General features: G+C 61.4%; 19 protein-coding genes. 17 read left to right on the plus strand and 2 right to left on the minus strand.

The genetic code is table 11. The features are described 5' to 3' along the window. Positions 1 to 225 precede the first annotated feature (225 nt). From LRO94_RS01585 to LRO94_RS01600, 4 genes are all read left to right on the plus strand, one after another. Positions 226 to 1,761, plus strand: a complete 1,536-nt coding sequence (locus LRO94_RS01585; RefSeq protein ID WP_179179696.1) for an MFS transporter — start codon at positions 226 to 228, stop codon at positions 1,759 to 1,761. Positions 1,762 to 1,776: 15 nt separating this feature from the next. Next, positions 1,777 to 2,835, plus strand: a complete 1,059-nt coding sequence (locus tag LRO94_RS01590) for an HlyD family secretion protein (RefSeq protein ID WP_032884821.1) — start codon at positions 1,777 to 1,779, stop codon at positions 2,833 to 2,835. After that, positions 2,832 to 4,277, plus strand: coding sequence for an efflux transporter outer membrane subunit (locus LRO94_RS01595; RefSeq protein ID WP_179179695.1), 1,446 nt, complete (start codon positions 2,832 to 2,834; stop codon positions 4,275 to 4,277). Before LRO94_RS01590 ends, LRO94_RS01595 begins: the two co-directional genes overlap by 4 nt. 103 nt (positions 4,278 to 4,380) lie before the next feature. Further along, positions 4,381 to 4,947, plus strand: a complete 567-nt coding sequence (locus LRO94_RS01600; RefSeq protein ID WP_179179694.1) for a hypothetical protein — start codon at positions 4,381 to 4,383, stop codon at positions 4,945 to 4,947. Positions 4,948 to 5,033: 86 nt separating this feature from the next. Here the strand turns inward: LRO94_RS01600 and LRO94_RS01605 are convergent, their stop codons facing one another. Continuing rightward, positions 5,034 to 5,738, minus strand: coding sequence for a DUF3142 domain-containing protein (locus LRO94_RS01605; protein ID WP_095186335.1), 705 nt, complete (start codon positions 5,736 to 5,738; stop codon positions 5,034 to 5,036). Continuing rightward, entirely contained in the window at positions 5,735 to 7,894 is a 2,160-nt protein-coding gene (locus LRO94_RS01610) for an outer membrane assembly lipoprotein YfiO (RefSeq protein WP_179179693.1), read from the minus strand. Before LRO94_RS01610 ends, LRO94_RS01605 begins: the two co-directional genes overlap by 4 nt. 180 nt (positions 7,895 to 8,074) lie before the next feature. On the opposite strand from LRO94_RS01610, the gene LRO94_RS01615 reads away from it, so the two are divergent. The 13 genes from LRO94_RS01615 to pgaB all read left to right on the plus strand — a co-directional run bounded on the left by LRO94_RS01615 (position 8,075) and on the right by pgaB (position 23,473). Continuing rightward, positions 8,075 to 9,661: a glycosyltransferase family 39 protein gene (locus LRO94_RS01615; protein ID WP_179180107.1), complete on the plus strand. Its 1,587-nt coding sequence runs from the start codon at positions 8,075 to 8,077 to the stop codon at positions 9,659 to 9,661. Positions 9,662 to 9,694: 33 nt separating this feature from the next. Further along, complete coding sequence (locus LRO94_RS01620) at positions 9,695 to 9,937, plus strand: DUF2789 domain-containing protein (protein WP_179179692.1); 243 nt, start codon at positions 9,695 to 9,697, stop codon at positions 9,935 to 9,937. A 93-nt stretch (positions 9,938 to 10,030) separates the two neighbouring features. Further along, positions 10,031 to 10,684, plus strand: a complete 654-nt coding sequence (locus LRO94_RS01625) for a hypothetical protein (protein WP_179179691.1) — start codon at positions 10,031 to 10,033, stop codon at positions 10,682 to 10,684. Beyond that, positions 10,681 to 11,097, plus strand: a complete 417-nt coding sequence (locus LRO94_RS01630; RefSeq protein WP_179179690.1) for a hypothetical protein — start codon at positions 10,681 to 10,683, stop codon at positions 11,095 to 11,097. The genes LRO94_RS01625 and LRO94_RS01630 overlap by 4 nt, the downstream gene beginning before the upstream one ends. Positions 11,098 to 11,288: 191 nt before the next feature. Then, a complete protein-coding gene (locus LRO94_RS01635; RefSeq protein ID WP_032884831.1) occupies positions 11,289 to 11,699 on the plus strand; it encodes a MarR family winged helix-turn-helix transcriptional regulator in 411 nt (136 codons plus the stop codon). Next, positions 11,696 to 13,774 carry an FUSC family protein gene (locus tag LRO94_RS01640; protein WP_032884832.1) on the plus strand — a complete coding sequence of 693 codons (2,079 nt, stop codon included), beginning with the start codon at positions 11,696 to 11,698 and terminating at the stop codon, positions 13,772 to 13,774. Before LRO94_RS01635 ends, LRO94_RS01640 begins: the two co-directional genes overlap by 4 nt. Continuing rightward, the gene (locus LRO94_RS01645; RefSeq protein WP_003187469.1) at positions 13,771 to 13,980 is read left to right on the plus strand and encodes a DUF1656 domain-containing protein; all 210 of its coding nucleotides are present in this window, start codon (positions 13,771 to 13,773) and stop codon (positions 13,978 to 13,980) included. The genes LRO94_RS01640 and LRO94_RS01645 overlap by 4 nt, the downstream gene beginning before the upstream one ends. Next, positions 13,977 to 14,867 (plus strand): efflux RND transporter periplasmic adaptor subunit, encoded by an 891-nt coding sequence (locus LRO94_RS01650; protein ID WP_179179689.1) that lies wholly within the window; start codon positions 13,977 to 13,979, stop codon positions 14,865 to 14,867. Before LRO94_RS01645 ends, LRO94_RS01650 begins: the two co-directional genes overlap by 4 nt. Beyond that, the gene (locus LRO94_RS01655) at positions 14,864 to 16,306 is read left to right on the plus strand and encodes an efflux transporter outer membrane subunit (protein ID WP_122682197.1); all 1,443 of its coding nucleotides are present in this window, start codon (positions 14,864 to 14,866) and stop codon (positions 16,304 to 16,306) included. The genes LRO94_RS01650 and LRO94_RS01655 overlap by 4 nt, the downstream gene beginning before the upstream one ends. A gap of 81 nt (positions 16,307 to 16,387) precedes the next feature. Beyond that, the gene (locus LRO94_RS01660) at positions 16,388 to 17,020 is read left to right on the plus strand and encodes a hypothetical protein (RefSeq protein ID WP_032884836.1); all 633 of its coding nucleotides are present in this window, start codon (positions 16,388 to 16,390) and stop codon (positions 17,018 to 17,020) included. A 147-nt stretch (positions 17,021 to 17,167) separates the two neighbouring features. Beyond that, a complete protein-coding gene (locus tag LRO94_RS01665; protein WP_032884838.1) occupies positions 17,168 to 18,664 on the plus strand; it encodes a YdgA family protein in 1,497 nt (498 codons plus the stop codon). A gap of 318 nt (positions 18,665 to 18,982) precedes the next feature. After that, the gene (gene pgaA / locus LRO94_RS01670; RefSeq protein WP_179179688.1) at positions 18,983 to 21,463 is read left to right on the plus strand and encodes a poly-beta-1,6 N-acetyl-D-glucosamine export porin PgaA; all 2,481 of its coding nucleotides are present in this window, start codon (positions 18,983 to 18,985) and stop codon (positions 21,461 to 21,463) included. Positions 21,464 to 21,475: 12 nt separating this feature from the next. Then, positions 21,476 to 23,473 carry a poly-beta-1,6-N-acetyl-D-glucosamine N-deacetylase PgaB gene (pgaB, locus tag LRO94_RS01675; protein WP_179179687.1) on the plus strand — a complete coding sequence of 666 codons (1,998 nt, stop codon included), beginning with the start codon at positions 21,476 to 21,478 and terminating at the stop codon, positions 23,471 to 23,473. The last annotated feature ends 2 nt before the right edge of the window (positions 23,474 to 23,475 follow it).

Raw genomic sequence — 23,475 nt, forward strand, 5'->3', positions numbered from 1 at the left:
CGTACACAGGGCAAATGTGAGAGGGCGCTTGCCCCCGATCGCGGTGGATCAGACAGAGAATCTGAGCCTGCCACACGGCAATCGGGGCAAGCCCCCTCCCACGAGAGATCTGTGGTGGATTCAGGATTGCGTCTGACGCACTTATACCCTGCCAACATGTAACTTTTTGTCATGTGTGTGCCTGATTAAACTGCTCGGGTATTTCTAATCCTGAGTTACCCGTTCATGACTTCCCTCGCTGCCCCCACCCTCGCGGCCGCAGCCAAATCCACCGCCATCACCCCGCCCGTATTCGGCCCGCGAATCATCATCGGCCTGGTCGGCGTGTTGTTGGCGGTGCTGGTGTCCGGTCTCAACGAGATGGTCACTAAGGTGGCCCTCGCCGATATCCGTGGTGCGCTTTACATCGGTTTTGACGAAGGCACCTGGCTCGTCGCGGCCTACACCGCCACCTCGGTCGCGGCCATGGCCTTTGCCCCCTGGTGCTCGGTGACGTTCTCCCTGCGCCGCTTCACCCTGTGCGCCATAGCCCTGTTCACCGTACTCGGGATCCTGTGCCCCTTCGCGCCGAACTACGAAAGCCTATTGCTGCTACGCACCGTGCAAGGCCTGGCCGGTGGCGCGTTGCCGCCAATGCTAATGACCGTGGCGCTGCGCTTCCTGCCGGCCAACGTCAAACTGTATGGCCTGGCCGGCTACGCGCTCACCGCTACCTTCGGCCCGAGCCTTGGCACACCACTGGCGGCGCTGTGGACCGAATACGTCGGCTGGCAGTGGGCGTTCTGGCAGATCGTCGCGCCATGCCTGCTGGCGATGGCGGCCGTGGCCTATGGCTTGCCCCAAGACCCGCTGCGCTTGGAGCGCTTCAAGCAGTTCAATTGGCGCGGTCTGCTGCTGGGCTTCCCGGCGATCTGCATGCTGGTGATCGGCATCCTGCAAGGCAATCGGCTGGACTGGTTCGAGTCGGGCCTGATCACCTTTTTGCTGAGTGGCGGCACGCTGCTGCTGGTGCTGTTTATGCTCAATGAATGGTCGCACCCGATGCCGTTTTTCAAGTTGCAGATGCTCGGCCTGCGTAACCTCTCGTTTGCTTTGATCGTGCTGGCGGGCGTGCTGATGGTGCTGACCTCAGTGATCATCATCCCGTCGAGTTTCCTCGCCCAAGTCCAAGGCTATCGACCGCTGCAAACCGCGCCAGTGATGCTGCTGATGGCGTTGCCGCAGTTGATCGCGCTGCCGCTGGTGGCCGCGCTGTGTAACCTGCGCTGGGTCGATTGCCGCTGGGTGCTGGGGATCGGCTTGAGCATGTTGGTGCTGTGCTGCATCGGCAGCGCGCACCTCACTTCGGCGTGGATCCGCGACGATTTTTACGGCCTGTACTTGCTGCAAATCTTTGGGCAGCCCATGGCTGTGTTACCGCTGTTGATGCTGTCCACCGGCAGCATTCAGCCACAGGACGGCCCGTTCGCTTCGGCCTGGTTCAACACCGTCAAAGGCCTGGCCGCCGTGGTCGCCACCGGCGTGCTGGACGCGCTGACCACCCAGCGCCTGCACTTTCACTCGACCATGTTGGTGGATCGCCTGGGCAATTCGCCCCTGGCCGACGGAGACGCGCCGGGCCTCGCCCATCGGCTGCACGAGCAGGCGGTGGTGCTCACTTCTTCGGATCTTTATTACGTCATGGGCGGTGTCGCCGTGGCGTTGATCCTGCTGATTTTCTGGATGCCCACGCGGATCTTCCCGCCTCGCGCACCGACCTAGCCACAAGGACTTTCCATGAAACGCAAAGACAAAATTGCCGTCTCCGTCATCACCGTATTTGCCGTCGGTGTGCTGTTCTATCTGGTCGCGCCAGGCTTGCTGGGCAGCAAGCATCAGAGCACTAACGACGCGTTTGTTGCGGCAGACTTCACCCTGGTCGCCCCGCGCGTGGCAGGTTTTATCAAGGAAGTGCTGGTGGAGGACAACCAGCGAGTTAAGGCCGGACAGTTACTGGCGCTGATCGACGACCGTGATTTTCGCGCCGCCGCCCAGGCCGCTGATGCGGACACATTGGTTGCCCAGGCCCAGCTGAAAAACGCCACCGCGACCCTGGAACGCCAAAGCTCGGTGATCGCCCAAGCCCAAGCCACCGTCGCGGCGGATCGCGCCGAAATGGCGTTCGCCGAGCACGAACTGAACCGCTACAACCACCTCGCTGGTGTGGGCGCCGGTACTGTGCAAAACGCCCAGCAAGCCAAGACTCGCATCGACCAGGCCACCGCACGCCTGGCCAATGCTACGGCGGTGCTGGCGGCCGAACGTAAGCAGGTGGAGATTCTCACCGCCCAGCGCGATGCGGCTGAAGGCGGGCTCAAGCGTGCCCAGGCCGCGTTGGAGATGGCCAGCTATCAGCTGTCCTACACGCGCATCGTTGCGCCGGTGGATGGCATGGTCGGCGAGCGCGCCGTGCGGGTCGGCGCCTATGTGACGCCGGGCAGCAAGATCCTCGCCGTGGTGCCGTTGGCGCAGGCGTACGTGGTGGCTAACTTTCAAGAGACCCAACTCTCTCACATGCGAGCCGGCCAAGCCGTTCAGGTGCGTGTCGACAGCCTCGACGGCGAGTTGCTCAACGGCCATCTGGAGAGCCTCGCACCCGCGACTGGGGTGACCTTCGCCGCGGTCAAACCGGACAACGCCACGGGTAACTTCACCAAGGTGGTGCAGCGCATTCCGGTCAAAATTGTGCTGGAGCCCAACCAGCCGCTGACCGAGCGCCTGCGCGTCGGTATGTCGGTGGAGGCCAGCGTCGACACTCAGCCGGTCGCACGTCAGTCTGAGGTGGCCCAGCAATGAAACGAGTTGCCTGGCTCACCCTCAGTTTGATCAGCCTGAGTGCATGCACCGTCGGCCCGGATTTTCAGCGCCCGCAGAACGCTCAAGTGACGCAATGGAGCGCACCCCAAGGCCGCCAAGCCGACAGCCGCGCCGTCAGCGACCCGCTCCAGGAGCGTTGGTGGGACGTGTTCCACGATGCACAACTCTCGGCCCTGACGCGCCGCGCCCTCACCGATAACCTCGACTTGAAACTGGCCAGCAGCCGTCTGGAACAAAGCCGCGCTGTGCGCCAGGTGACCACTGCCGAGCGTTACCCCAAGGTTGATGCCACGGGGGCTTACCAGCGCAAACGCAACAGTGGCAAAGGCTTGAACGACCCGTCCGGCGAGAATGGCCGCGCGGCGTTCAGCCAATGGGATTCGGGTTTCTCCGCCTCCTGGGAGCTGGATTTCTGGGGCCGGGTCAAACGCGAAACTGAAGCCGCCGATGCCACCTTGCAAGTCGCCGAAAACGACCGTCGTGCTGTGCTGCTCTCGGTGCTGGCCGAGACCGCCCAGGACTACATCCAACTGCGCGGCGTGCAAAATACCCGCGCGGTGACCGAGCAAAACCTCGACGTCGCACGCCATAGCCTCAAGCTCTCGCAACTGCGCCTGGCTGATGGCGTCGCCACCGACCTGGACGTGGCCGAAGCCGCCGCCCAAGTCGCCGCCATCGAAGCGCGCCTGCCGGATTTGCAGCAACGCCAGGACCAGTTGATCAACGCCCTGAGCCTGCTGATGGGCGAGCCACCCCAAGCCCTGCACGCGCAGTTGTCCAAGGACGCCGCGGTACCGCAGACCCAGCGCCAAGTTGCTATCGGCCTACCGTCGGAGCTTGCCGAACGCCGTCCGGATATCCGCCAGGCTGAAGCTCGCTTGCATGCCGCCACCGCCAACATCGGCGTGGCCAAGGGCGATTTCTATCCGCGTATCACCCTGTCCGGCAGCCTCGGTTCACAGGCCATGCAACTGTCGGATTTCGGCTCCTGGGGCTCACGCGCCTTTGCCTTCGGTCCACAGTTCAGCCTGCCGCTGTTCAACGGCGGGCGCCTGCAAGGCATGGTGAATCTGCGCGAAGCCCAGCAACAGGAAGCGGCGCTGGCCTATCAGCAAACCGTGCTGCGCGCCTGGCATGAAATCGACGACCAACTGACCCGCTACAACGCCAGCCAACTGCGCCGCGACAGCCTGGCCGAAGCCGTGCGTCAGAACCAGATCGCCCTGACCACCGCGCAACATCAGTACGTGGAAGGTGTGGCAGATTTCCTCAATGTCCTCACCGTGCAAAGCGCGTTGCTGGCGACGCAAGAGCAGTGGGTGGAAAGCTCGACCGGCGTGTCGTTGGCGATGGTGGGGTTGTACAAGGCGTTGGGGGGAGGATGGGAGTCGGTGTATCCGCTGCAAGCTGTTAACCGATGAACTCACGAAGTCGAGAGTAGGAAGGCTCTCTATTTTGGCGCGGGCCAAAAAATCGGGAACGCGAGCAGTACTGTGGCGGGCTATTCCTTAAAGAGCCCTCGCTATGTCCATTGCTGAAAACCCTTACGCACCGCCGCAAGCCGATCTCACCCTCGCAGCGGCCCGGCCCGCTGCCTTTTTTGTGGTGGCCCACCGCAAGCTGCTGGTGATGATGCTGTTGTCCTACGGCCTTTATGGCTTTTACTGGTTGTATAAGCACTGGGATGCCTATCGCAGCGCTACCGGTGCCAGAGTGCTGCCTGTGGTTCGGGCATTTTTTTCAATTTTTTTTGCTTATTCGCTCGTCCTGAAAATCAAGCAGGCGCTCGATTTGAAAGATGCGTCCTATCGATGGTGGCCTCGTTGCTTCGCCCTGGGCTGGATAGGCTGCGCCTTTTTACCCTATACCTACATCTGGTTTGTATCGCCTTTGACGGTAGTAAAAGTGGGTGTCTGTTTCACCATTGTTCAGGTTGCCCTGATGGTGCAGATTCAGCTTGCGGTGAACCACCTCGAGGATGATCCAAAAGGCACAGCCAACAGCCGTTTTACATGGGCCAACGGAATTTGGATCGTCATAGGCGTGAGTTTGTGGGCGCTGGGAATAGCGTCTGCGTTCCTTACCGCTTAGTAGACGTGAGCTTGCTCGCGAAGGGCCAGCAGTCGCCGCGTGCATGCAAAATGCACGCGTATTTGTTGATGTTTTTCTAGCGTTCATCAGAGGTTCTGCAAAAACACCACATACCCCCGAAACCACTCACTCCCCTTCAAATACTCCGGCTCCTCCCACGCCCCGCCCTGGATCAAACCAATCTTGAACGCCAGCCCCAACCGATTCATACGCGGTAAATACGCCGCGTAATCCGGGATGCTGTGGCGGCCTTGATACGTTTGCACCACCACCTCATCCACCACGCCCTTGAGTTGGGCGATGGCGGCCGGGTCGGCGTTGCTGCTCCAGTCCATCAGGCCGGTGATGCTCAGGCGCAGGTCGGCGGGCAGGCGGTGGCGCAGGTCGCGCAGGAAGTCGGCGTATTCGTGCAGGTATTGGGTGCGGGCGTCAAAGTCGATCTGGATGCCGACCACCGGGTTGCCCGCGTCGCGCCAGCGTTGCACCTGGCCGAGCAGTTGGGTGTAGACCCGTTCCGGCCAATGCAGCGTGTGAGCGCGGTAGACCACCCAGACTTCACCTTGAGTGATGCGCGGCACGCTGATGCCCTGGGCGATAAATTGCACGCCGCGTTGGGGCGCGCGGCGCGTTGAGTTGATCTGGCCCTGGAGGATGTACAGGGTTTTCGCCTGTTTGAGTACCGGCTGGGGCGTGACGCCGCTCCACAGCCAGAAGGCGTCATAGTCGCGAGCGTCGACGGCGGCGAAGGCCGGGCTTGCCAGCAACAGCAAGCCCAGCCACAGCTTTTTCACCAGTAGTACTGCAGGGATTTGCCCCACTGCGTGTCGCCAAACCCGGTCTTGAGTTGGCGGAACCAGGCTTTGCGCACAGCCGGTTCCACGTCCTGGCCGCCGCAGCTGTTATAGCCGGCCGGCGCGTAGCAGTTGATGGCGCGGAACAGCGCGTAAGCCTTGTCGTTCTTCGGCGCCTTGGCATTGGCGATGACCTGCTTGTAACCGTCGAGGCGCGAGAAGGTTTCTCCTTTGAAGTCCGACGCGGTGCTGCCCAGGCTACCGGCGGCGCGGGCCTGTTCCAGGGGCATGCCGTCCAAGTTGTTGCGCAGGATGAACTCGCCGAAGCAGTTCAGGGCTTGCGGGTTTTTCGCGTCAGCCTGCAACGCCGCTGCGGTTTGCGCGATGCTCGGGCAGGCGTAGCCGGATTCGGCTTTGTCACCGCTCCACTGGAACAACTTCAGGGTCTGGTTGCCGCTGTAGACGTAACCCAGGCTGGTGCCCAATTTGTCCTCAGTGGGCGAGGCGGGCAGTTGCTTGAGATCTTCGGCGAAGGTGGCGTACTGGCCGCGCAGCAGGTCTTTATAAAGCAGGACGAATTGCGCGGTCTGGCGCTCCAGCGGATCGCTGGCCTGGGCGATCTGCTGGCGCAGTAACTCAGGCCCGGCGACGTTGCGCAGCAGAATGTAGCGCACCTGCTTGGCACTGATGGGCGAGTCGCTGGCAAACACCTTGGCTAATTGGCCGCTGCGTTCGTAGTTCATGGCCAGGGCCAGTTCCAGTTGGTCACGTTGCAATGGCAACTTGGCCTGGGCGAGCAGTTTCAGCCACAGTGCTTCGGCGCTTTTCCAGTCCTTTTTATCTTCAAGCGCCAATGCACGCAGCGTTTGTTGGCTGAAGGCGAAATAATCCAGGTTCGACGGCATGTCCTGGGGTAGGTGCTTCAAGGCGGTGTCGGGCTGATGCTCGACGTACAGCGCAAAGGCCGCCTGCAGGTAGTCGTACAGTGCTGGCGTGTTGGCAAACGTGGCTTTCTGCTGGGCGAGGGCTTCGCGGGTCAGGCGTGGCGGAGTGTTGGCGCGCATCAGCATCAGATCGGTGACGGTTTGCAGCAGCGGCTCTTTGAGGTTGGCGCTGTTGACCATCAGCAGCTTGAGGTCGGCTTCTTCCACCAGTTCGTCCACCGACACATTGCGCTGGGCGTCGGTGGCTTGGGTCAACTGCCAGGCGAAGTCTTCGGCCAGTTTGTCGTTGTCGTCCGCCAGCCAGTGCACGCGGCGCAGCAGGCCGTGGGCGGACGTCGCGTAGACACCTTGTGGATAAGTGTTCAGGTAGCCCAGAAACCCAGCTTCCGCCTGGCCCAGTGCAGACTTATCCACATGCTCAAGCTGCGGCATGCCGTACTCATCGAAGGCCTCAGCTTGGGCCTGGTTGAGTGAGTTGCGCGCGGTCATGTACAGCGCGGTTTCCTTTAGCCAAGGGATCGTCGACAGGTTGGCGGCGGCGAATCCGCGTTCGGCGTCACTGAAGCGGCCGCTGTAGAAGTCAGCGGCGGCTTGCAGGTAGGTGCGAAAGAGCAGGCCGTGGGCTGACTCGATGGGATCGGTCACCACCTGGCCATCCCAATCGCAGGTGGTGAGCAATTGCAGGCGGGCCTTCACCAGCGTCGTGCGCTCGGTACTCGGCATGTCGGCGTTGATGACCTGGCTGATAAACGCGGTGGCGCTGTCATCGTCATTGCTGCGGCAGCGGCTGCCTTCGCCGTCGACGAAGGCTTCGCCAGCGGTCTTGTACTCTTCGCGCTTGATCCCCAGACCGGTCAACAAGGTGTCCAGCTCGGCGGTGGGCGATTGGTCGGAGTCGGGCTGCGTCTCTGCGCTTGAGGCGGGTATCAGGCGATACACCGGAAACGGCACCGGGCCAAAGCCCTGGGACAGATCATCTTCACTCAGCGCGTTGGGCGTCAGCGCCGCGTTCTTTTTGTCGGCCAGCAATAGGCGCAGGTTGGCCCGGCTGTCATTGCCAGGGCTCAGAAACGGTAGGTTGTTGCAGGGATCGAGGCTGTCACGCGACACCCGCCAGTCCGGGTAGCACGAATCGTCGGAACTAGCCTGGGCCGGCAGGGAAATACCGGCCAGCAGGGCCAGTGCCAGGGGTGACAGAAAACCGATGCGCATGACGTGTCCTTGATCCTGAGTCCTTGGAGGGAGGCAATCATAGCCTGATCCGACGCATGCTTCGTTGAAGCCCTACACAAATTGCCGATTTGTCCGATTCCAGCAGCGACTCAGGGGCTTTTGTCCTAGAGTGGCGGGAGTTTGCACATGAGCAATCAAGGCAGTGGCAGGGGAATCGGGGTGCGTCGGTCTGTGGTAGAGCAAAATGAAAAGGTCGGGGCGTTGCCCGCAATCAACCGTCTCACGTGGGAGGGGGCTGCTTGGCTGAGCCGTCTTTGGTGGGTGCCGATCCTGGCGTTGGCCATGGCCCTGCGGTTTTATCACCTCACGTCGGCGGCGATCTGGGGAGATGAAGGTTCCAGCCTGCTGCTCAGCGAGTACGCCCTTGCCGACTTGTGGTTTCACGCCGCCCATGATGTCCACCCGCCGCTGTATTTCTTCCTGCTGCGCGGCTGGATCGAGCTGTTTGGCGACAGCATCTGGTCAATTCGCGGCATGAGCGCCATTCCCGGTGTCATTGCGGTGGGGCTGGGCATCTGGCTGACGCGGCAACTGTCCACCCGTCGCGCTGCAGTGCTGGCGGGCGTGCTGCTGGCGCTACTGCCGACCGCCGTGCGCTACAGCCAGGAAGTGCGCATGTATTCACTGCTCGGTGTGTGGCTGCTGGGTGCCACGCTGGCGTTGGTGTACTGGGTGCGCCAACCTGAGCGCACGCGATACATGGCGGTGTATGTACTGCTGATGAGTGCCGGGTTTTATACCCACTACTTCACGGCGCTATGCGTGCTGGTGCATTGGGCGTACCTGGGGCTGTTGAGTGCCGCCCCCGGTCAGCGTTTGATCAAGCGCCCGGCGTGGTGGGGCGCCAATGTCGTGATTGTGTTGCTGTACCTGCCCTGGTTGCCGAACTTGCTGGACCTGGTGCAACACGTCGACCAGCTCAAAGTGGGCGGTGACATTGGCTGGGAAGAACCGGTCAACCTGCTGTCCCTGCCGTCGATGATCTGGCAGTTCGTGCTGCAGGATGAAGGTGTTGGTTTCTGGCCGCCGCTGTTCTGGCTGTTTCCGTTGCTGCTGGTCGCGGTCGTCGTGGTGACCGCCTGGCGCGACCGCGAGCGCTATCGACCGGCGAGCCTGCTGGCGTTGTTCTTTCTGCTGCCGCTGCTGCTGGTCTACGCCGTGTCGTTTATTTCACCGGTGTTTATCGAGCGGTATCTCACGGTGTACGCCCTGGCTTTGCCGATCCTGTTGGCGATGGCCATCGACCGTTTATCGTGGCTGGGTGCGGCGGTGTTTGTGCTGTTTGTCGGCGTTGAGTTGGTGGGGCTGAAGAACAACTTTGCTGTGGATGAACACGACCAGTTCAACGTGCCCGTGGAATTCGTCAACCGTAACTACCAGGAAGACGACCGCATCGTGCTCAGCGACATGATGTGGTACCTCAGCTACGTGTATTACGACCAGACCGATGCCCAGTTGCAGCTCTACACCCCGCCAAAACCCGATGGCACGCCGACCCGCCCCAACGCCTACGGCTTCGGCACCCTGGTGGACCAGGACGGTGGTCGTATATACCTCGACCACTTGTCGGCATTGCCCGAAGGCACCCGCCGCGTTTGGCTGATCAGCAGCAACGAAGCCCCGGACGATTTCGCCCCACTGCCTGCGGGCTGGCGCGAACTCAGCCGCCAGGACGGTGGTGGCGCCAGGGCGCGGTTGTTCGTGCTGTGCAACGCGCCATCGGCGCAACCCCAGGGCTGCCGCTAGACTCGTTTCAACCGCCTTTATCAGGAGCTCATCATGGAATCGCCTGTGCATAGCTTGTCGTCATTGTTCAAACAGCTGGGCCTGCCGGATGACCCGGTGAGCATCGAAAAGTTTGTGTCCGTTCACTCGCCACTCAAGTCTGAGCTGCATCTGGCGGACGCGTTTTTCTGGACGGGCAGTCAACGGGCGTTTTTGCGTGAGGAGATTCTGGAGGATGCGGATTGGGCTGAAGTGGTGGATGAGTTGAACTTGATGTTGAGGGGTAGGCGAGGCTAGGAAGAATCCTATCGACTAAGCGGAAGTGGACGATAGTGGCCAGAGGGAGCGCCCCGTTATTAATAGGCGCTGACTCTCTCCTCTGGACGCTATATGAAACGTCTGATCCCTCACGACGAAATTGAGAAATATGATCTCGGAAAAATCGAAAGTCCCTATTTTGCGCGAATAAGTATCAGGGAATTTTTTCGCGTTCCTTATACGTTGCCTGGACTGAGCGAATTGCTTAGGCAGTGCAATATCTCTTCTGCCTGCTGCTCCGCAGAAAAAGACCAACGGCGCGTTTTGGAGAAGCTGGCCGCCGGTGATTGGTTATTTGCGATGGACCGTCCTTTTCTCCCTTTAAGCAGGGAGTGTCGCGTCAAGTACGGACACTTAATGGGGCGTCGACTGTATGTCGGGCCCGGCAAGTGGGAGAAGGTAAGCGTCGATTACGACGGCATCAAAAATACCGCTATCCTCACCGCCAATCGCTTAATTTCCGCAGGTGATGAAGGGCGGGTATTTTTATCGGATGGGAAAGATCTCGCAAACACCACACGAGTTATGACCCAGCGATGGGTAAGGCTGGACAGTGGGGATGATCAGCTTGGCCACCAATCAGTTGAACGTAGATATGGAGAACTACGGCATATAAAACAACGTTATTTGGAGGGAGGCGACAACTGGCAGGTCGGTGGTAAGTCGTGGTATTGGCAGCCTGTCACGCCAGATGTGGCCTATGAATACAAGGAAGAAGAAACATGATGCGCAAGCATGTTTTTTGGTTTTGGGGAGCCATGGATGCTTTTCTTTTGATTCGATATGCAGTCACCAGTGTAATGGGAGGAAGGATTCCTTATTTAAGCGATATTGAGAATGCGTCATGGCTGCTGCGTGAGCACAGTGTGGTGCAGTTCTACATGTTCGTTTTTGCCATGCTGTTGCAAGTTTCCATTGTCATCTCCTGCGTACTGTTTTTTCTTGGCCGTGAGAGTGTTAAGTGGGTTGTCTACGTCCAAACTCCCTTCCGATTGGCTTTCATTGTGCCTTCCGTTTCGCTGTTGCTTGTAGGCGCTCAACTTTTTCGCGATTACAACCTGGTGTTGATGGCCGTGTTAGTGGTCGTTTCCGAAGGAGTGAAGGTCTGGAGTGTCTGGCGATGGGGCAAAAAATCTTGAAGCGCGGTGTGGCAGATATCACGTTCGTGCGGATGGCCAGCGAAAAATTCGCTTTACTCATCCCATACCCTTCCACCCATCCGCAAAATTGTTTCAAAACTTGACGCATCCTCCTCCTTCCACCATATTGATAGTTAGCAAACTAACTGTATGCGAACTATCCAGTGCCTCAATCCCTCGAACAACTCCAGATGAACCTCAGCAGCAGCATGGTGGTGGGCGCCCGTAATTGGCGCAAAATCTGCCAGACCACGCTGGTGAGCTATGGCATCTCCGAAGCCTGCGCCGTGCCGCTGTTGATGATCGGCCGCTTGGGCGACGGTGTGCACCAGGTCAAAGTTGCCCAGGCGTCCGGTATGGAGAGCCCATCCCTGGTGCGCCTGCTCGATCGCCTGTGCAGTGACGGCTACGTATGCCGCACCGAAGATGTCCACGACCGTCGCGCCAAGGCCTTGAGCCTCACCGAGCGTGGCCGTGAGCTGGTGCAAGCGGTGGAAGTCCAATTGGTGCGCCTGCGCCGTGAAGTGCTGGCGGACATCGACTCCACCGATATGGAAGCCGCGCTGCGTGTGCTGCGGGCCTTTGAGGCAGCGACGCTTTGAACGGATTCTTTACCGGTTTTCCGCCGGCCCGCGACTGGTTCTACGGCGTGCGTACTTTCGCCGCGTCGATGATCGCGCTCTATATCGCCATGCTGATGCAAATGCCGCGTCCGTACTGGGCGATGGCCACGGTGTACATCGTCTCCAGCCCGTTTGTCGGCCCCACCAGTTCCAAGGCCCTGTACCGCGCCATCGGCACCTTGATGGGCGCGGCGGCGGCGGTGTTTTTTGTGCCGATGTTCGTGCAGTCGCCGTACATTTTGGTGGTGGTGATCGCACTGTGGACGGGCACTTTGCTGTTCCTCTCGATGCACCTGCGCACCGCCAACAACTATGCCTTGATGCTCGCTGGCTACACCTTGCCGCTGATCGCCCTGCCGGTGGTGGATAACCCGTTGGCGGTATGGGATGTGGCCGAGGCGCGAACCGAAGAAATCTTCCTCGGTATTGCGGTCGCCGCCGTAGTGGGGGCGATGTTCTGGCCGCGCCGCCTGATGCCCGTGTTCGATGGCTCGGTGGCCAAGTGGTTTGCCGATGCTCAGGTCTACAGCCAACGCTTTCTGACGCGCAATGTGCAGCGTGAAGAAGTCAGCACTTTGCGCAGCGGCATGGTCGCCACCTTCAACACCCTCGAATTGATGATCGGCCAATTGCCTCACGAAGGCGCGCGGCCGCAAACGGTGCGTAACACCAAGGAACTGCGCGGGCGCATGATCCACCTGCTGCCGGTGGTGGATGCCCTCGACGATGCGCTCTACGCCATCGAACATCGGGCGCCGGAATTTCTCGACCGCATCCAGCCGATTCTGGAAGCCACAAGCCAGTGGCTGGAAAACACTCAACAAAGTGCACCGTTGGAAAGCTGGCGCGCCCTGCGTGACCAGGTCGACGCCCTGCAACCCCAAGGCGAGGCGCTGGACGACCGCCACACCCTGCTGTTTTCCAACGCGCTGTATCGCCTGGGCGAATGGATCGACCTGTGGCAAGACTGCCGCAGCCTGCAAGCGGCCATCCAGTGCGAAAGCCAGGACAGCTGGCGCGCCGTGTATCGTCACTGGCGGCTGGGTCGGCTCACGCCATTCCTTGACCGTGGTCTGATGTTCTATTCGGCGTTTTCTACCGTCACCGCGATCATCGTCGCCTCGGTGCTGTGGATTCTGCTGGGCTGGACCGACGGCGGCAGCGCGGTGATTCTGGCCGCCGTGGCGTGCAGCTTCTTCGCCTCGATGGACGATCCGGCGCCACAGATCTATCGGTTCTTTTTCTGGACCGCCATGTCGGTGCTGTTCGCCAGCCTGTACCTGTTTCTGGTGCTGCCCAACCTGCACGATTTCCCGATGCTGGTGCTGGCGTTTGCGGTGCCGTTCATCTGCATCGGTACCCTTACTGTGCAGCCGCGCTTCTACCTGGGCATGTTGCTGACGTTGGTGAACACCTCGTCGTTCATCAGCATCCAGGGTGCCTACGACGCGGACTTTCTCAACTTCGCCAACGTCAACCTCGCCGGGCCCGTGGGCCTGCTGTTTGCGTTTGTGTGGACATTGGTCGCGCGGCCTTTCGGCGCCGAATTCGCCGCCAAGCGCCTGACCCGTTTCAGCTGGCGTGACATCGTCGGCCTCACCGAGCCCGCAACCCTGGCCGAACACCGACACCTCGCCGTGCAGATGCTCGATCGCCTCATGCAGCACCTGCCGCGCCTGGCACTCACCGGCCAGGACACCGGCATCGCCCTGCGCGATTTGCGCGTGGCGCTGAACCTGCTCGACCTGCTGGCGTACTCGCCGCGCATCCTTGGAGTGCCACGGGTGTTGCTCAACCAGGTCGTCGAAGGGGTGGGCGCTTACTTCAAGGCCTGCCTCAAGGCGGGTGAACGCTTGCCCGCGCCCAGCGGTCTGCTGATGACCCTCGACCGCACACGCCGGGCCCTCAACGGCCAGGGTCTGCAAGACGAGGACGATACTCGCCTGCACCTGTTGCACGCCCTGGCCGGCCTGCGCCTGGCGTTGTTGCCTGGCGTCGAATTTATTGGCGGCACCGAGATGGAGGCGCCGTTGCCTGATGGAGCGCCTTTATGATCGGTGATCTGGATATCAGCGGGGTGTTCCTGCCCACGCTGCTGGTGCTGATGGGCATTACGTACGTGTTGTTTCTGGTGGTGCACGGGCTGTTGACGCGCATGCACTTCTATCGCCTGGTCTGGCACCGGGCATTGTTCAATGTGGGGCTCTACGCGCTGTTGCTGGGCGCGGTGGACTCACTCAGTCGATACCTGATGACATGAAAAAACCTTTTTTGACCATCGGCCGTGTAGTCCTGACGCTGCTGATCGTGAGCTTCGCGGTCGTCGTTGTGTGGCGCATGGTCATGTACTACATGTTTGCGCCCTGGACCCGCGACGGGCACATCCGTGCCGACATCGTGCAGATCGCCCCGGACGTGTCCGGGCTGATTCAGCGCGTGGACGTGCGTGACAACCAGTTGGTGACCAAGGGCCAGGTGCTGTTTGCCGTCGACCAGGACCGCTTCAAGCTGGCCCTGCGCCAAGCCCAGGCCGCCGTGGCCGACCGCCAGGAAACCCTGGCCCAGGCCCAGCGCGAGTACAAGCGTAACCGTGGCCTCGGCAACCTGGTGCCCAGCGAGCAACTGGAAGAAAGCCAGTCCCGCGTGGCCCGTTCCCAGTCGGCCCTGGCTGAAGCGCAAGTGACGGTGGATTCGGCCCAACTGAACCTGGATCGCTCAGTAATCCGCAGCCCGGTGGACGGCTACGTCAACGACCGGGCGCCGCGTAACCAGGAATTCGTCACCGCCGGCCGGCCGGTCCTGTCAGTGGTGGACAGCAATTCCTTCCATATCGACGGCTATTTCGAAGAGACCAAACTCGACGGCATCCACGTCGGCATGGCGGTGGATATCCGCGTGATCGGCGATAACGCTCGCTTGCGCGGCCACGTGCAGAGCATCGTCGCCGGTATCGAAGATCGCGACCGCAGCAGCGGCTCCAACCTGTTGCCCAACGTCAACCCGGCGTTTAGCTGGGTGCGCCTGGCCCAGCGCATTCCGGTACGCATCGCCTTTGACGACGTGCCGGCGGACTTCCGCATGATCGCCGGGCGTACGGCCACGGTGTCGATCATTGGCGACAAGCCCGATGACGGAGCCACGCCATGAAGCAACTGTTGGCAACCGCCGCGTTGGGTTTGCTGCTGTCGGCCTGCCAAGTGGTAGGCCCGGACTACCAGTTGCCGGACAAGGCCGCGGTCAACCGTGGCGACCTGCAAGGGCAACTCGCGGGCGAGGGCACTAACGTGGTGTCAGCACCGGTGCCGACCGACTGGTGGAAACTGTACAAAGACCCGCGCCTGGATGAGCTGGTGCGCCAGGCCATGGCGTCCAACACCGACTTGCGCGTGGCCGCTGCCAATTTGCAGCGCGCGCGGTTCCAGACCCAGCAGGCTGAATCCGCCGGCGGCTGGAGCCTCGGCGCCAAGGCAGAGGCGCAGCGCCTGCAGGAGTCCGGCGAAGCATTTTTGCTGGCCGACAAAGTGCCGGTGGGTAACATCGGCAGCGTCGGCATTACCACCTCGTATCAATTCGATCTGTTCGGCACCTTGCAACGGGGCATCGAAAGCGCCCAGGCCAGCGCCGATGCCGCTCAGGCCGCTGCCGATATCGCGCGCATCACCCTAGTGGCCGATGTGGTGCGTTCCTACACCCAGGTGTGTGCGGCCAACGAAGAGCTGGCGATTGCCAACGAGTCCCTGGACTTGCAAGCCCAGAGCACCAAGCTGACCCAACGCCTGCGTGACGCCGGCCGTGGCGATGAAACCCAGGTCACCCGCTCGCAAACCCAGTACAAATCCCTTCGCGCCGACATGCCGCGCTACGAAGCTGCGCGCCAGGCCGGGCTGTTCCGCCTGTCGATGCTGCTGGCCAAGCCGTTGGACCAACTGCCGGCGGGCACCGGCAACTGCGCCGAGCTGCCGCACATTGCCCAGTTGTTGCCTGTGGGTGACGGCGCGGCGCTGCTCAAGCGGCGTCCCGATGTGCGCCAGGCCGAACGCCAATTGGCCGCTGCTACCGCACGTATCGGCGTGGCCACCGGCGCCCTGTACCCAGACATCGCCATCGGCGCCACCGTGGGCACCGTCGGTTTGCTCGACAACCTCGGCACGCCTGCGACCAACCGCTGGGGTTTTGGCCCGATGATCAGCTGGACCGTGCCGACCAACGGCGCCCGGGCCCGCGTCCACGAAGCCGAAGCTGCCACCCAGGGCGCCCTGGCGCATTTCGATGGGGTGGTGCTCAACGCCATTCGCGAAACCCAGACCGGTCTGGCGCAATACACCGCGCAACTGCAACGCCGTGATGCGTTGGCCGAAGCCGGCGAGTCGGCCAAGGAAGCGGCGGGGCAGACCCATCGCTTCTTCCAGGCCGGCCGCGCGTCGTTCCTGGCCGACCTGCAAGCCACCCGCACTTACACCGATGTGCGTGCGCAATTGGCGGCGGCAAATACCCAGGTCGCCATGAGCCAGATCGATCTGTTCCTGGCCCTGGGCGGCGGTTGGGAAAGCGGACGAACGCAAGCGTCACAGCCCGGCAAACCCTGAGCGGGTAGCTATGCTTTGTCAGGTGGGCCGCCGTGATGGCCTACCTGACACTGCTCGCGTTTGCTCATGGGGATTCCAATAATGAAAAACCCTTATGCTCCCGCTTTCTGGTGCGTGCTCCTCGCACTGGTGCTGTTATCGGCCGCGTATTTCTACGGCGTCATGCTCGCCCACCAGCTCGACAAGGCCATGGTCTTTCTCGACAGCGCCTGCCTGGTGATCGGCACCTTGTCCATCGGCGTGGTGGCCTGGGCCTCCTACCAAAATCAACGGATCAAGAAAAAACTTCTCGAACAAGGCAAGACCCGCGTGGCGATCTGGGACACCAAGGTCGCGCTGCGGCGTGTGGAAACCGTGTTCGATCGTTATTTCTGGGGCAGCTACTGGCAGCCGGGTCGCACCTTCCAGGAAGTCATGGGCGACCTCACCGGCACCCCCCTGGAAAAAAGCCTCGAAGTCCTGAAAAAACAGTGCGTGGCCCTCGATCAGCAGGTCGCCGATGGTAGGCATTGGCTTAACAATGCGCGTGAATTGTCTGACGTCGCGACGCAGATGGCCCGCGAACGCTACCAACTGGACTTCTGCGACCCCAAGGCCGATACCCCCGGCAACGCGGTGATACACCGCGAATTTGAGGTGTTGGTGTACACCTGGACGGCGCGGCTGAAGAGTTTCGATCACCAACTCGACGAGATCGAACTGGAATACTCGTGAACCAACTGCTCGCCTGAACCTCTGAGAAATCTGGGCCCTTCGCGGCCGCCAGTGCTAATCTTCCCCCGTTTTCGGCGGGCTTGAGCCAACCCCATCGGGGTTCAAGGAAGACAGCCCACTTCTCACAGGATTTGATCAGGTCACTTCATGAATAAGCCAGCAGTCGTTCTTTTGGGTTTTGTTGTCGCCGTAGGCGTCGTCAGTGCAGGCGGCGCCTGGTACACCGGTAAACAACTGGAGCCAGTGCTGCAAACCGCGATCCAGAACGCCAACAAGGAACTGCAGACCTCCATGGCCGGCGTCGATGGCACTGTGGCCCTGGAGCTGGTCTCCCTGGACCGTGGCGTGTTCAGCAGCACCGCCCATTACCGCTTGAAAGGCCAGGGTTCGGTCTTCGGCGAAGAAAACCCTAATCCGGAACTGCTGTTCGTCGACCATATCGAACACGGCCCGCTGCCGTTCTCGCGCCTGGTGACACTCAAGTGGCTGCCGGTCATGGCCACCAGTCACTACGAGCTGGAAAAGAACGCCACCACCGAGAAGTGGTTCGCCGCCGCCAAAGACGTATCTCCACTCAAAGGCGTGGCCAACATTGGTTACACCCGTTCGGTCAACGGCAATATCGAATTGCTGCCCCTGGAGTTCAAGGACGATACGTCTTCGGTGAGCTTCTCCGGCGCAAACATGAATTTCGACAGCACTGCCGAAGGCCAGAAGGTCAAGGCCGACGGCTTCATGAACAGCGTCAAGGTCGCCGCGGTAGACGCCAAGGGCGAACACTTCGAAGCTGAGCTGTCTGGGTTGACCATCGCCAGCAACCTGGAAAAATCCACCTTCGGCTTCTACACCGGGCAAAACACCGTTGAGCTGACCGACAGCAAGTTCACCTTCGGCCCGCAGAAAGCCGTGCTGACCGTCAAAGGCTTCGAGCAGAAAGACTCCAGCGAAACCAAGGACAACAACCTGGCCGGCCGTGTCGACTACAAGATCGACGAGATCGGCTACCAGGGTAAACCTGTAGGTTCGGCGGCCTTGGCCGTGAGCATGAAGAATGTCGACATCCCGGCCATGCTGGTGCTGACCAAGCTGTACCAGGACAAGATGCAACCCGTGCAAGCCGCCGCCGCCGCCAACCAGCCTGCCCCCGAGCTGCAACTGACTGAAGCCGAGCAAGCCCTGGCTGAAGCCAACGTCAATCAGGTCCTGGCTGCCAAGCCGCAAGTGGCTGTGGAAAACCTGTCGCTGAAAACCACCCACGGTGAAAGCAAGTTCAGCCTGCTGGTAGACCTGGCTAAACCGGTGTCCATGGAACTGCCGCCAGTTGAGCTGGGCAAGCAGATGATTGCGCTGCTGGATGCCAATCTGACCCTTTCCAAGCCGATGATCGCTGACGTTTCCGCACTGCAAGCCCAACTCGGTGGCGTGACCGACCCTAAAGCCATCGAGCAGCAATCCCAGATGGCCGCCGAGATGGTCAGCGGCATGGCGGTTGGCACGCAGTTGGCAACTTTGGTCGGTAGCGACGTGGTCTCCAAGCTGCACTACGCCAACAATGAAGTGACGTTCAACGGCCAGAAGATGACCGTCGAGCAATTCATTGGTTTTGTAATGGCCAAAGTCGGTGCGGTCAGCGGCGCACAGTAACGCCTCAACACCCGGCCTCTTCGTGAGGCTGCTTGAAATGCAGTCAAAATGTGGGAGCGGGCTTGCCCGCGAATGCAGTGGATCAGTCACCACTGCGTATTCGCGAGCAAGCCCGCTCCCACATTTGTTTTGTGCAGGCCCGACTCAGCGGCTACCCATCAATTCTGAACAATTGTTCTGAATTGGTCTTCTCCCTACTTTCCTAAGAGATAGTTCACACAGGAAAGCTAGGCCGGGTCATTAGACGCCGGCACCCTGTAGCATGTCGCTCAGGATCACCTATCGTTACAGCTTTCCGTGTGTAAGGAAGCTCACGATATGTTGCGAAACCTACCACTCAGTGCATCAGGCCGGTTGCGACTGCTCATCGGGGCAGCTTTATGCAGCCAGCTGTTGATGCCCACTATCGCCATGGCCGATCCGGCCTATGACGCGCTGATTATCCAGGCGCGCAACGGCAACTTCACACCCGCCCTTACGCAATTGCGTCAGCTGTCTGCCGAGCGCCAGACGCCAGGCCAGGTCAGCGATCATGTGGTGATCGCCGGTTGGGCCGGGCAGGACGCCGAAGTGCTGAAGGTGTACGAAGCTGAGGGTAAACATCGCAACCTCAGTACCCAAGCGCTCGCCACCGTGGCGCGCACCTATCGCAATCAAAAGCAGTGGCCCCAGGCTGAGGCGACCTATCGCCAGGCGCTGCTGCGTGAACCGAATAACGTCGACCTGCAACTGGGCCTGGCCCTGACCCAGGCTGACGGCGGCAAAGCCAATGAAGCCGTGCAACGCACCCGCGCGCTGGTGGCCGCCAAGCCAGACGACCCCAACCGGCGCATGGCTCTGGGGTATGCGCTGACCCGCGCCGGCTTGAACTACGACGCGCTGTTTGAATTTGATCAGGCGTTTATCCGTGCTGGCGACAAGCCTGAAGTCGCCCGCGAATACATCGTCGCCCTGCAAAAGGCTCGCTTGCCGGAAGCCGCTTTGCGCCTGTCGGCCCAGCGTCCGGGCCTGCTGGACCCGGTGACCCAGCGCCGCCTCGAAGGTGACCTCGCCGCCGAACGGGTGCGCATGGCCGAGTTCGCCACGCGCAGCGAAAAAGAACGCTATGTGATTGCCGACCGCGCCCTGGCGGACTACGACAAACTGCTCGCTCGCTGGACCCCGGACGCCACCGCCCATGACGATGTGGTGCGCTGGCGCATCGACCGCCTGGGTGCACTCAAGGCGCGTGCACGTACCGCCGAGGTGATTCGCGAGTACGAAACGCTTAAGGCCGAAGGTGTGCAACTGCCTACCTACGCCGTGCGTTGGGTGGCCGCGTCCTACCTCGACCAGCGCCAGCCGGAAAAAGCCGAGCCGCTGTATCGCCAGGCGCTGAGCGCCACCGACGCGGAGCCCGAAGATCGGGTCGAAGACACCACCGCGCTGTTCTACGCGTTGCAGGAAAGCGACAAAGGCGAGGATGCCAACGAGGTCGCCAAAGGACTCGCCAACAGCCAGAACCCTCGGGTCGAACTCAAGGGCTTGCCCATCGGCAACCCCAACGACGCGTGGATGGACGCCCAGCAACTGTCGGCCCAGGCCGGCGTCTACGGTGGCGACCTGCCGGGCAGCGAAGCCGGTTTGGAAGCGCTGGTAGCAAAAGCACCGGGCAACGTCGGCCTGCGTCTGGCCCAGGCTGACATGTACCGCGCCCGCGATCTGCCCCGGCGCGCCGAAGGCATTCTCAAGGAAACCGAAGCCCAGGCCCCGCGCGACATCGGCCTGGAAGTGAGCCAGGCCTACACCGCCATGGACCTGCAGGAGTGGCGCCAGCTCGACGTGCTCACCGACGATGTGGTTGCGCGCAACCCGGATAACCGTCAGGTGCAGCGCCTTAGCCGCCTGCGCGATGTGCATGACATGGCCGAGCTGCGCGTCGAGGCTTACACGGGTAAAAGCTTCGGCGGCGGTAATGACAGCGAAGCGGGTGCGGTGTCGGGGAGCCGTGACTGGGGCATCGAAAGCCGTCTCTACACGCCGCCTATCGACGAAGACTGGCGCCTGTTTGCCGGTGCCGGCTATGCCCGCGCAGATTTCGAAGAGGGTACCGGCCAGCATCGTTGGCAGGTTGTCGGCGTGGAGCGGCGCACCCGTGACATGACCATCGAAGCCGAGGTCTCCAACCATTCCTACGGCGATGGCTCCAAACAAGGCGCCGCGATCTCGATTGCCCGCGACATCAACGACAACTGGCAATACGGCGGCAGCCTCGGCTACCTGCTGAGCACCACGCCGTTGCGCGCGCTGAATGATGGCATCACCGCCAACGGCGGCAGCGGTTTTATTCGCTGGCGCGCCAACGAAAGCCGCGAGTGGAAACTGACCCTCAGCCCGTCCCACTTCAGCGACGGCAACGACCGCTTCGAAGCCTTGCTCAGCGGCCGCGAAGGCCTCTACAGCTCGCCGCGAGTGCAAGTGGACCTGGGCCTGGAAGTCGGCGCCAGCCGCAACAGCAAGGAAGACACGGTGTACTTCAATCCGAAGTCGGATTTGACCGTGCTGCCCGTCATCAACATCAACCATGTGCTCTATCACCGCTACGAGACCCAGTGGAGTCAGCAGTTCCAGGTCGGTGCGGGTACCTATAGCCAGCGCGATTACTCCACCGGCGGCATGGCGTTGATCGGCTACGGCCAACGCTATCGCTGGAACGACGTACTCGACGCTGGCGCCAACCTGAGCCTGATCAGCCGACCTTACGACGGTGATCGCGAACGCGATCTGCGCCTGCTCGTCGACCTCACTTACCGTTTCTAAAAGAGCCTGACCATGACCTTCCTCAGCCGTTGCTTGTTGGTTCTGGGCGTATTGCTGGCCAGTGCCTGCGCCCAGCAACCCGCACCTTTCACTCCACCCGCCGAGCGGCCGACACCGCTCAACGAACAGGCGTGGCCGAAAAACCACTTCCTGGGCATTGCCTACCACGATGTGTCGGATCGTGATCCTGACCAGGCCGTGGTGGCGGTGCGTACCGAGCGTTTGATCGAGCAGTTGGCTTGGTTGCGCGAGAACGGCTACCAGGCGGTCAGCGTTGACCAGATCCTGGCCGCCCCCCATGGCGGCCCGGCATTGCCGCCCAAAGCAATCATGCTCAGCTTCGACGACGGCTATTCGAGCTTCTACACCCGCGTGCTGCCTATTCTGCGCGCCTACCACTGGCCGGCGTTGCTGGCGCCGGTGGGCAGCTGGATCGACACACCGCTCAACCAGCCGGTGGATTTTGCCGGTTCACCCCGGCCGCGTGGTGAGTTCCTGACCTGGCAGCAGATTCGCGAAGTGTCCCAGTCCGGCCTGGTGGAAATCGCCGCGCACACCGATGCCAATCACAAAGGCATCCTGGCCAACCCCCAGGGCAACCTGGAGCCAGCTGCGACTTCCCTGCGTTATGACCCGGCCACCGGTCGTTATGAAAGCCAGGCCCAGTTCGATGCGCGGTTGCGTGCGGATGTGGTCGCGATCTCCAACAAGATCCAAACCGTGACCGGCAAGAAACCACGGGTCTGGGTATGGCCGTATGGCGCCGCCAAAGGCACCTCGCTGGCCATCGTTGGTGAGCAGGGCTACCAAATGGCCCTGACCTTGGAAGATGGCCTCGACAGCTCCGATGACCTGATGAACAGCCCCCGCTTTCTGGTGGCCTCCGACCCGGACGGCGAGCATTTCGCCAACAGCATCGTCGCCGTGCAAACCCCGGCACCGCTGCGGGTGTTGCATGTGGACCTGGATAACGTCTACGACCCGGACCCGGCCCAACAGGCGCGCAACCTCGACCAATTGGTGCAGCGCGTGGTGGACATGGGCGCTGGCACGGTGTTCCTGCAAGCCTTCGCCGATCCCAAGGGTGACGGCCTGGTCCGCTCGCTGTACTTCCCCAACCGCCACCTGCCAGTGCGCGCCGACCTGTTCAACCGCGTCGCCTGGCAACTGCACACCCGTGCCCATGCCAGCGTGTATGCCTGGATGCCAGTGCTGAGTTTCGCCCTTGATCCCAAGCTGCCGCGTGTGACGCGCTGGGACCCGGAAACCGGCAAAGTGGGCATCGACCCGGATCAATACAAACGCCTGTCGCCGTTCGACCCGCAAGTGCGCAAAATCATTGGCGAGATCTATGAAGACCTGGCGCGCAACAGTGCCATCGACGGTGTGCTGTACCACGACGATGCGGTGTTCTCGGACTTCGAAGACGCCAGCCCCGCCGCGCTCAAGGCCTATGCTGCCAACGGCCTGCCGGGCAGCATCGAGGCCCTGCGCGCCGACCCTGCGGTGATGCAGCGCTGGACGCGCTTCAAGAGCCGCTACCTGATCGACTTCACCAAGGAGCTGACCGCCAAGGTCCGCGCTATCTCTGGGCCGCAGGTGCTGACCGCGCGCAACATCTTCGCGCAGCCGATGCTCAACCCAGAAAGCGAAGCCTGGTTCGCGCAGAACCTCGACGATTTCCTCCAGACCTACGACTGGACCGCGCCCATGGCCATGCCGCTGATGGAAGGGGAGACGCTGAAGAACTCCAACGCCTGGCTGGAGAAACTGGTGGCGACGGTCAAAGCCCGCCCCGGTGCGATGCAGCGAACGGTATTCGAACTGCAAGCCAAAGACTGGCGCACCCCGGCAGCCCCCGACCTGTCCGCCGAGCAAATGGCTGAATGGATGGGTGTACTCAAGCGCCAGGGTGTCACGAGTTTTGGCTACTACCCGGACAATTTCCTGGAAAACTCCCCGGACCTGAAGACTGTGCGTCCGGCCCTTTCCAACCAATGGAACCCTTGACC

Source organism: Pseudomonas sivasensis (genome assembly GCF_021391435.1).
GTDB classification, from domain to species: Bacteria; Pseudomonadota; Gammaproteobacteria; order Pseudomonadales; family Pseudomonadaceae; genus Aquipseudomonas; species Aquipseudomonas sivasensis.

Bases quoted from the DNA above. Each gene is read 5' to 3' on its own strand.
- LRO94_RS01625 (WP_179179691.1), top strand. From the start codon at position 10,031: ATGAAACGTCTGATCCCTCACGACGAAATTGAGAAATATGATCTCGGA.
- LRO94_RS01635 (WP_032884831.1), top strand. From the start codon at position 11,289: ATGAACCTCAGCAGCAGCATGGTGGTGGGCGCCCGTAATTGGCGCAAA.
- pgaB (WP_179179687.1), top strand. From the start codon at position 21,476: ATGACCTTCCTCAGCCGTTGCTTGTTGGTTCTGGGCGTATTGCTGGCC.
- LRO94_RS01585 (WP_179179696.1), top strand. From the start codon at position 226: ATGACTTCCCTCGCTGCCCCCACCCTCGCGGCCGCAGCCAAATCCACC.
- LRO94_RS01630 (WP_179179690.1), top strand. From the start codon at position 10,681: ATGATGCGCAAGCATGTTTTTTGGTTTTGGGGAGCCATGGATGCTTTT.
- LRO94_RS01590 (WP_032884821.1), top strand. From the start codon at position 1,777: ATGAAACGCAAAGACAAAATTGCCGTCTCCGTCATCACCGTATTTGCC.
- pgaA (WP_179179688.1), top strand. From the start codon at position 18,983: ATGTTGCGAAACCTACCACTCAGTGCATCAGGCCGGTTGCGACTGCTC.
- LRO94_RS01610 (WP_179179693.1), bottom strand. From the start codon at position 7,894: ATGCGCATCGGTTTTCTGTCACCCCTGGCACTGGCCCTGCTGGCCGGT.
- LRO94_RS01655 (WP_122682197.1), top strand. From the start codon at position 14,864: ATGAAGCAACTGTTGGCAACCGCCGCGTTGGGTTTGCTGCTGTCGGCC.
- LRO94_RS01645 (WP_003187469.1), top strand. From the start codon at position 13,771: ATGATCGGTGATCTGGATATCAGCGGGGTGTTCCTGCCCACGCTGCTG.
- LRO94_RS01665 (WP_032884838.1), top strand. From the start codon at position 17,168: ATGAATAAGCCAGCAGTCGTTCTTTTGGGTTTTGTTGTCGCCGTAGGC.
- LRO94_RS01620 (WP_179179692.1), top strand. From the start codon at position 9,695: ATGGAATCGCCTGTGCATAGCTTGTCGTCATTGTTCAAACAGCTGGGC.
- LRO94_RS01600 (WP_179179694.1), top strand. From the start codon at position 4,381: ATGTCCATTGCTGAAAACCCTTACGCACCGCCGCAAGCCGATCTCACC.
- LRO94_RS01595 (WP_179179695.1), top strand. From the start codon at position 2,832: ATGAAACGAGTTGCCTGGCTCACCCTCAGTTTGATCAGCCTGAGTGCA.
- LRO94_RS01660 (WP_032884836.1), top strand. From the start codon at position 16,388: ATGAAAAACCCTTATGCTCCCGCTTTCTGGTGCGTGCTCCTCGCACTG.
- LRO94_RS01650 (WP_179179689.1), top strand. From the start codon at position 13,977: ATGAAAAAACCTTTTTTGACCATCGGCCGTGTAGTCCTGACGCTGCTG.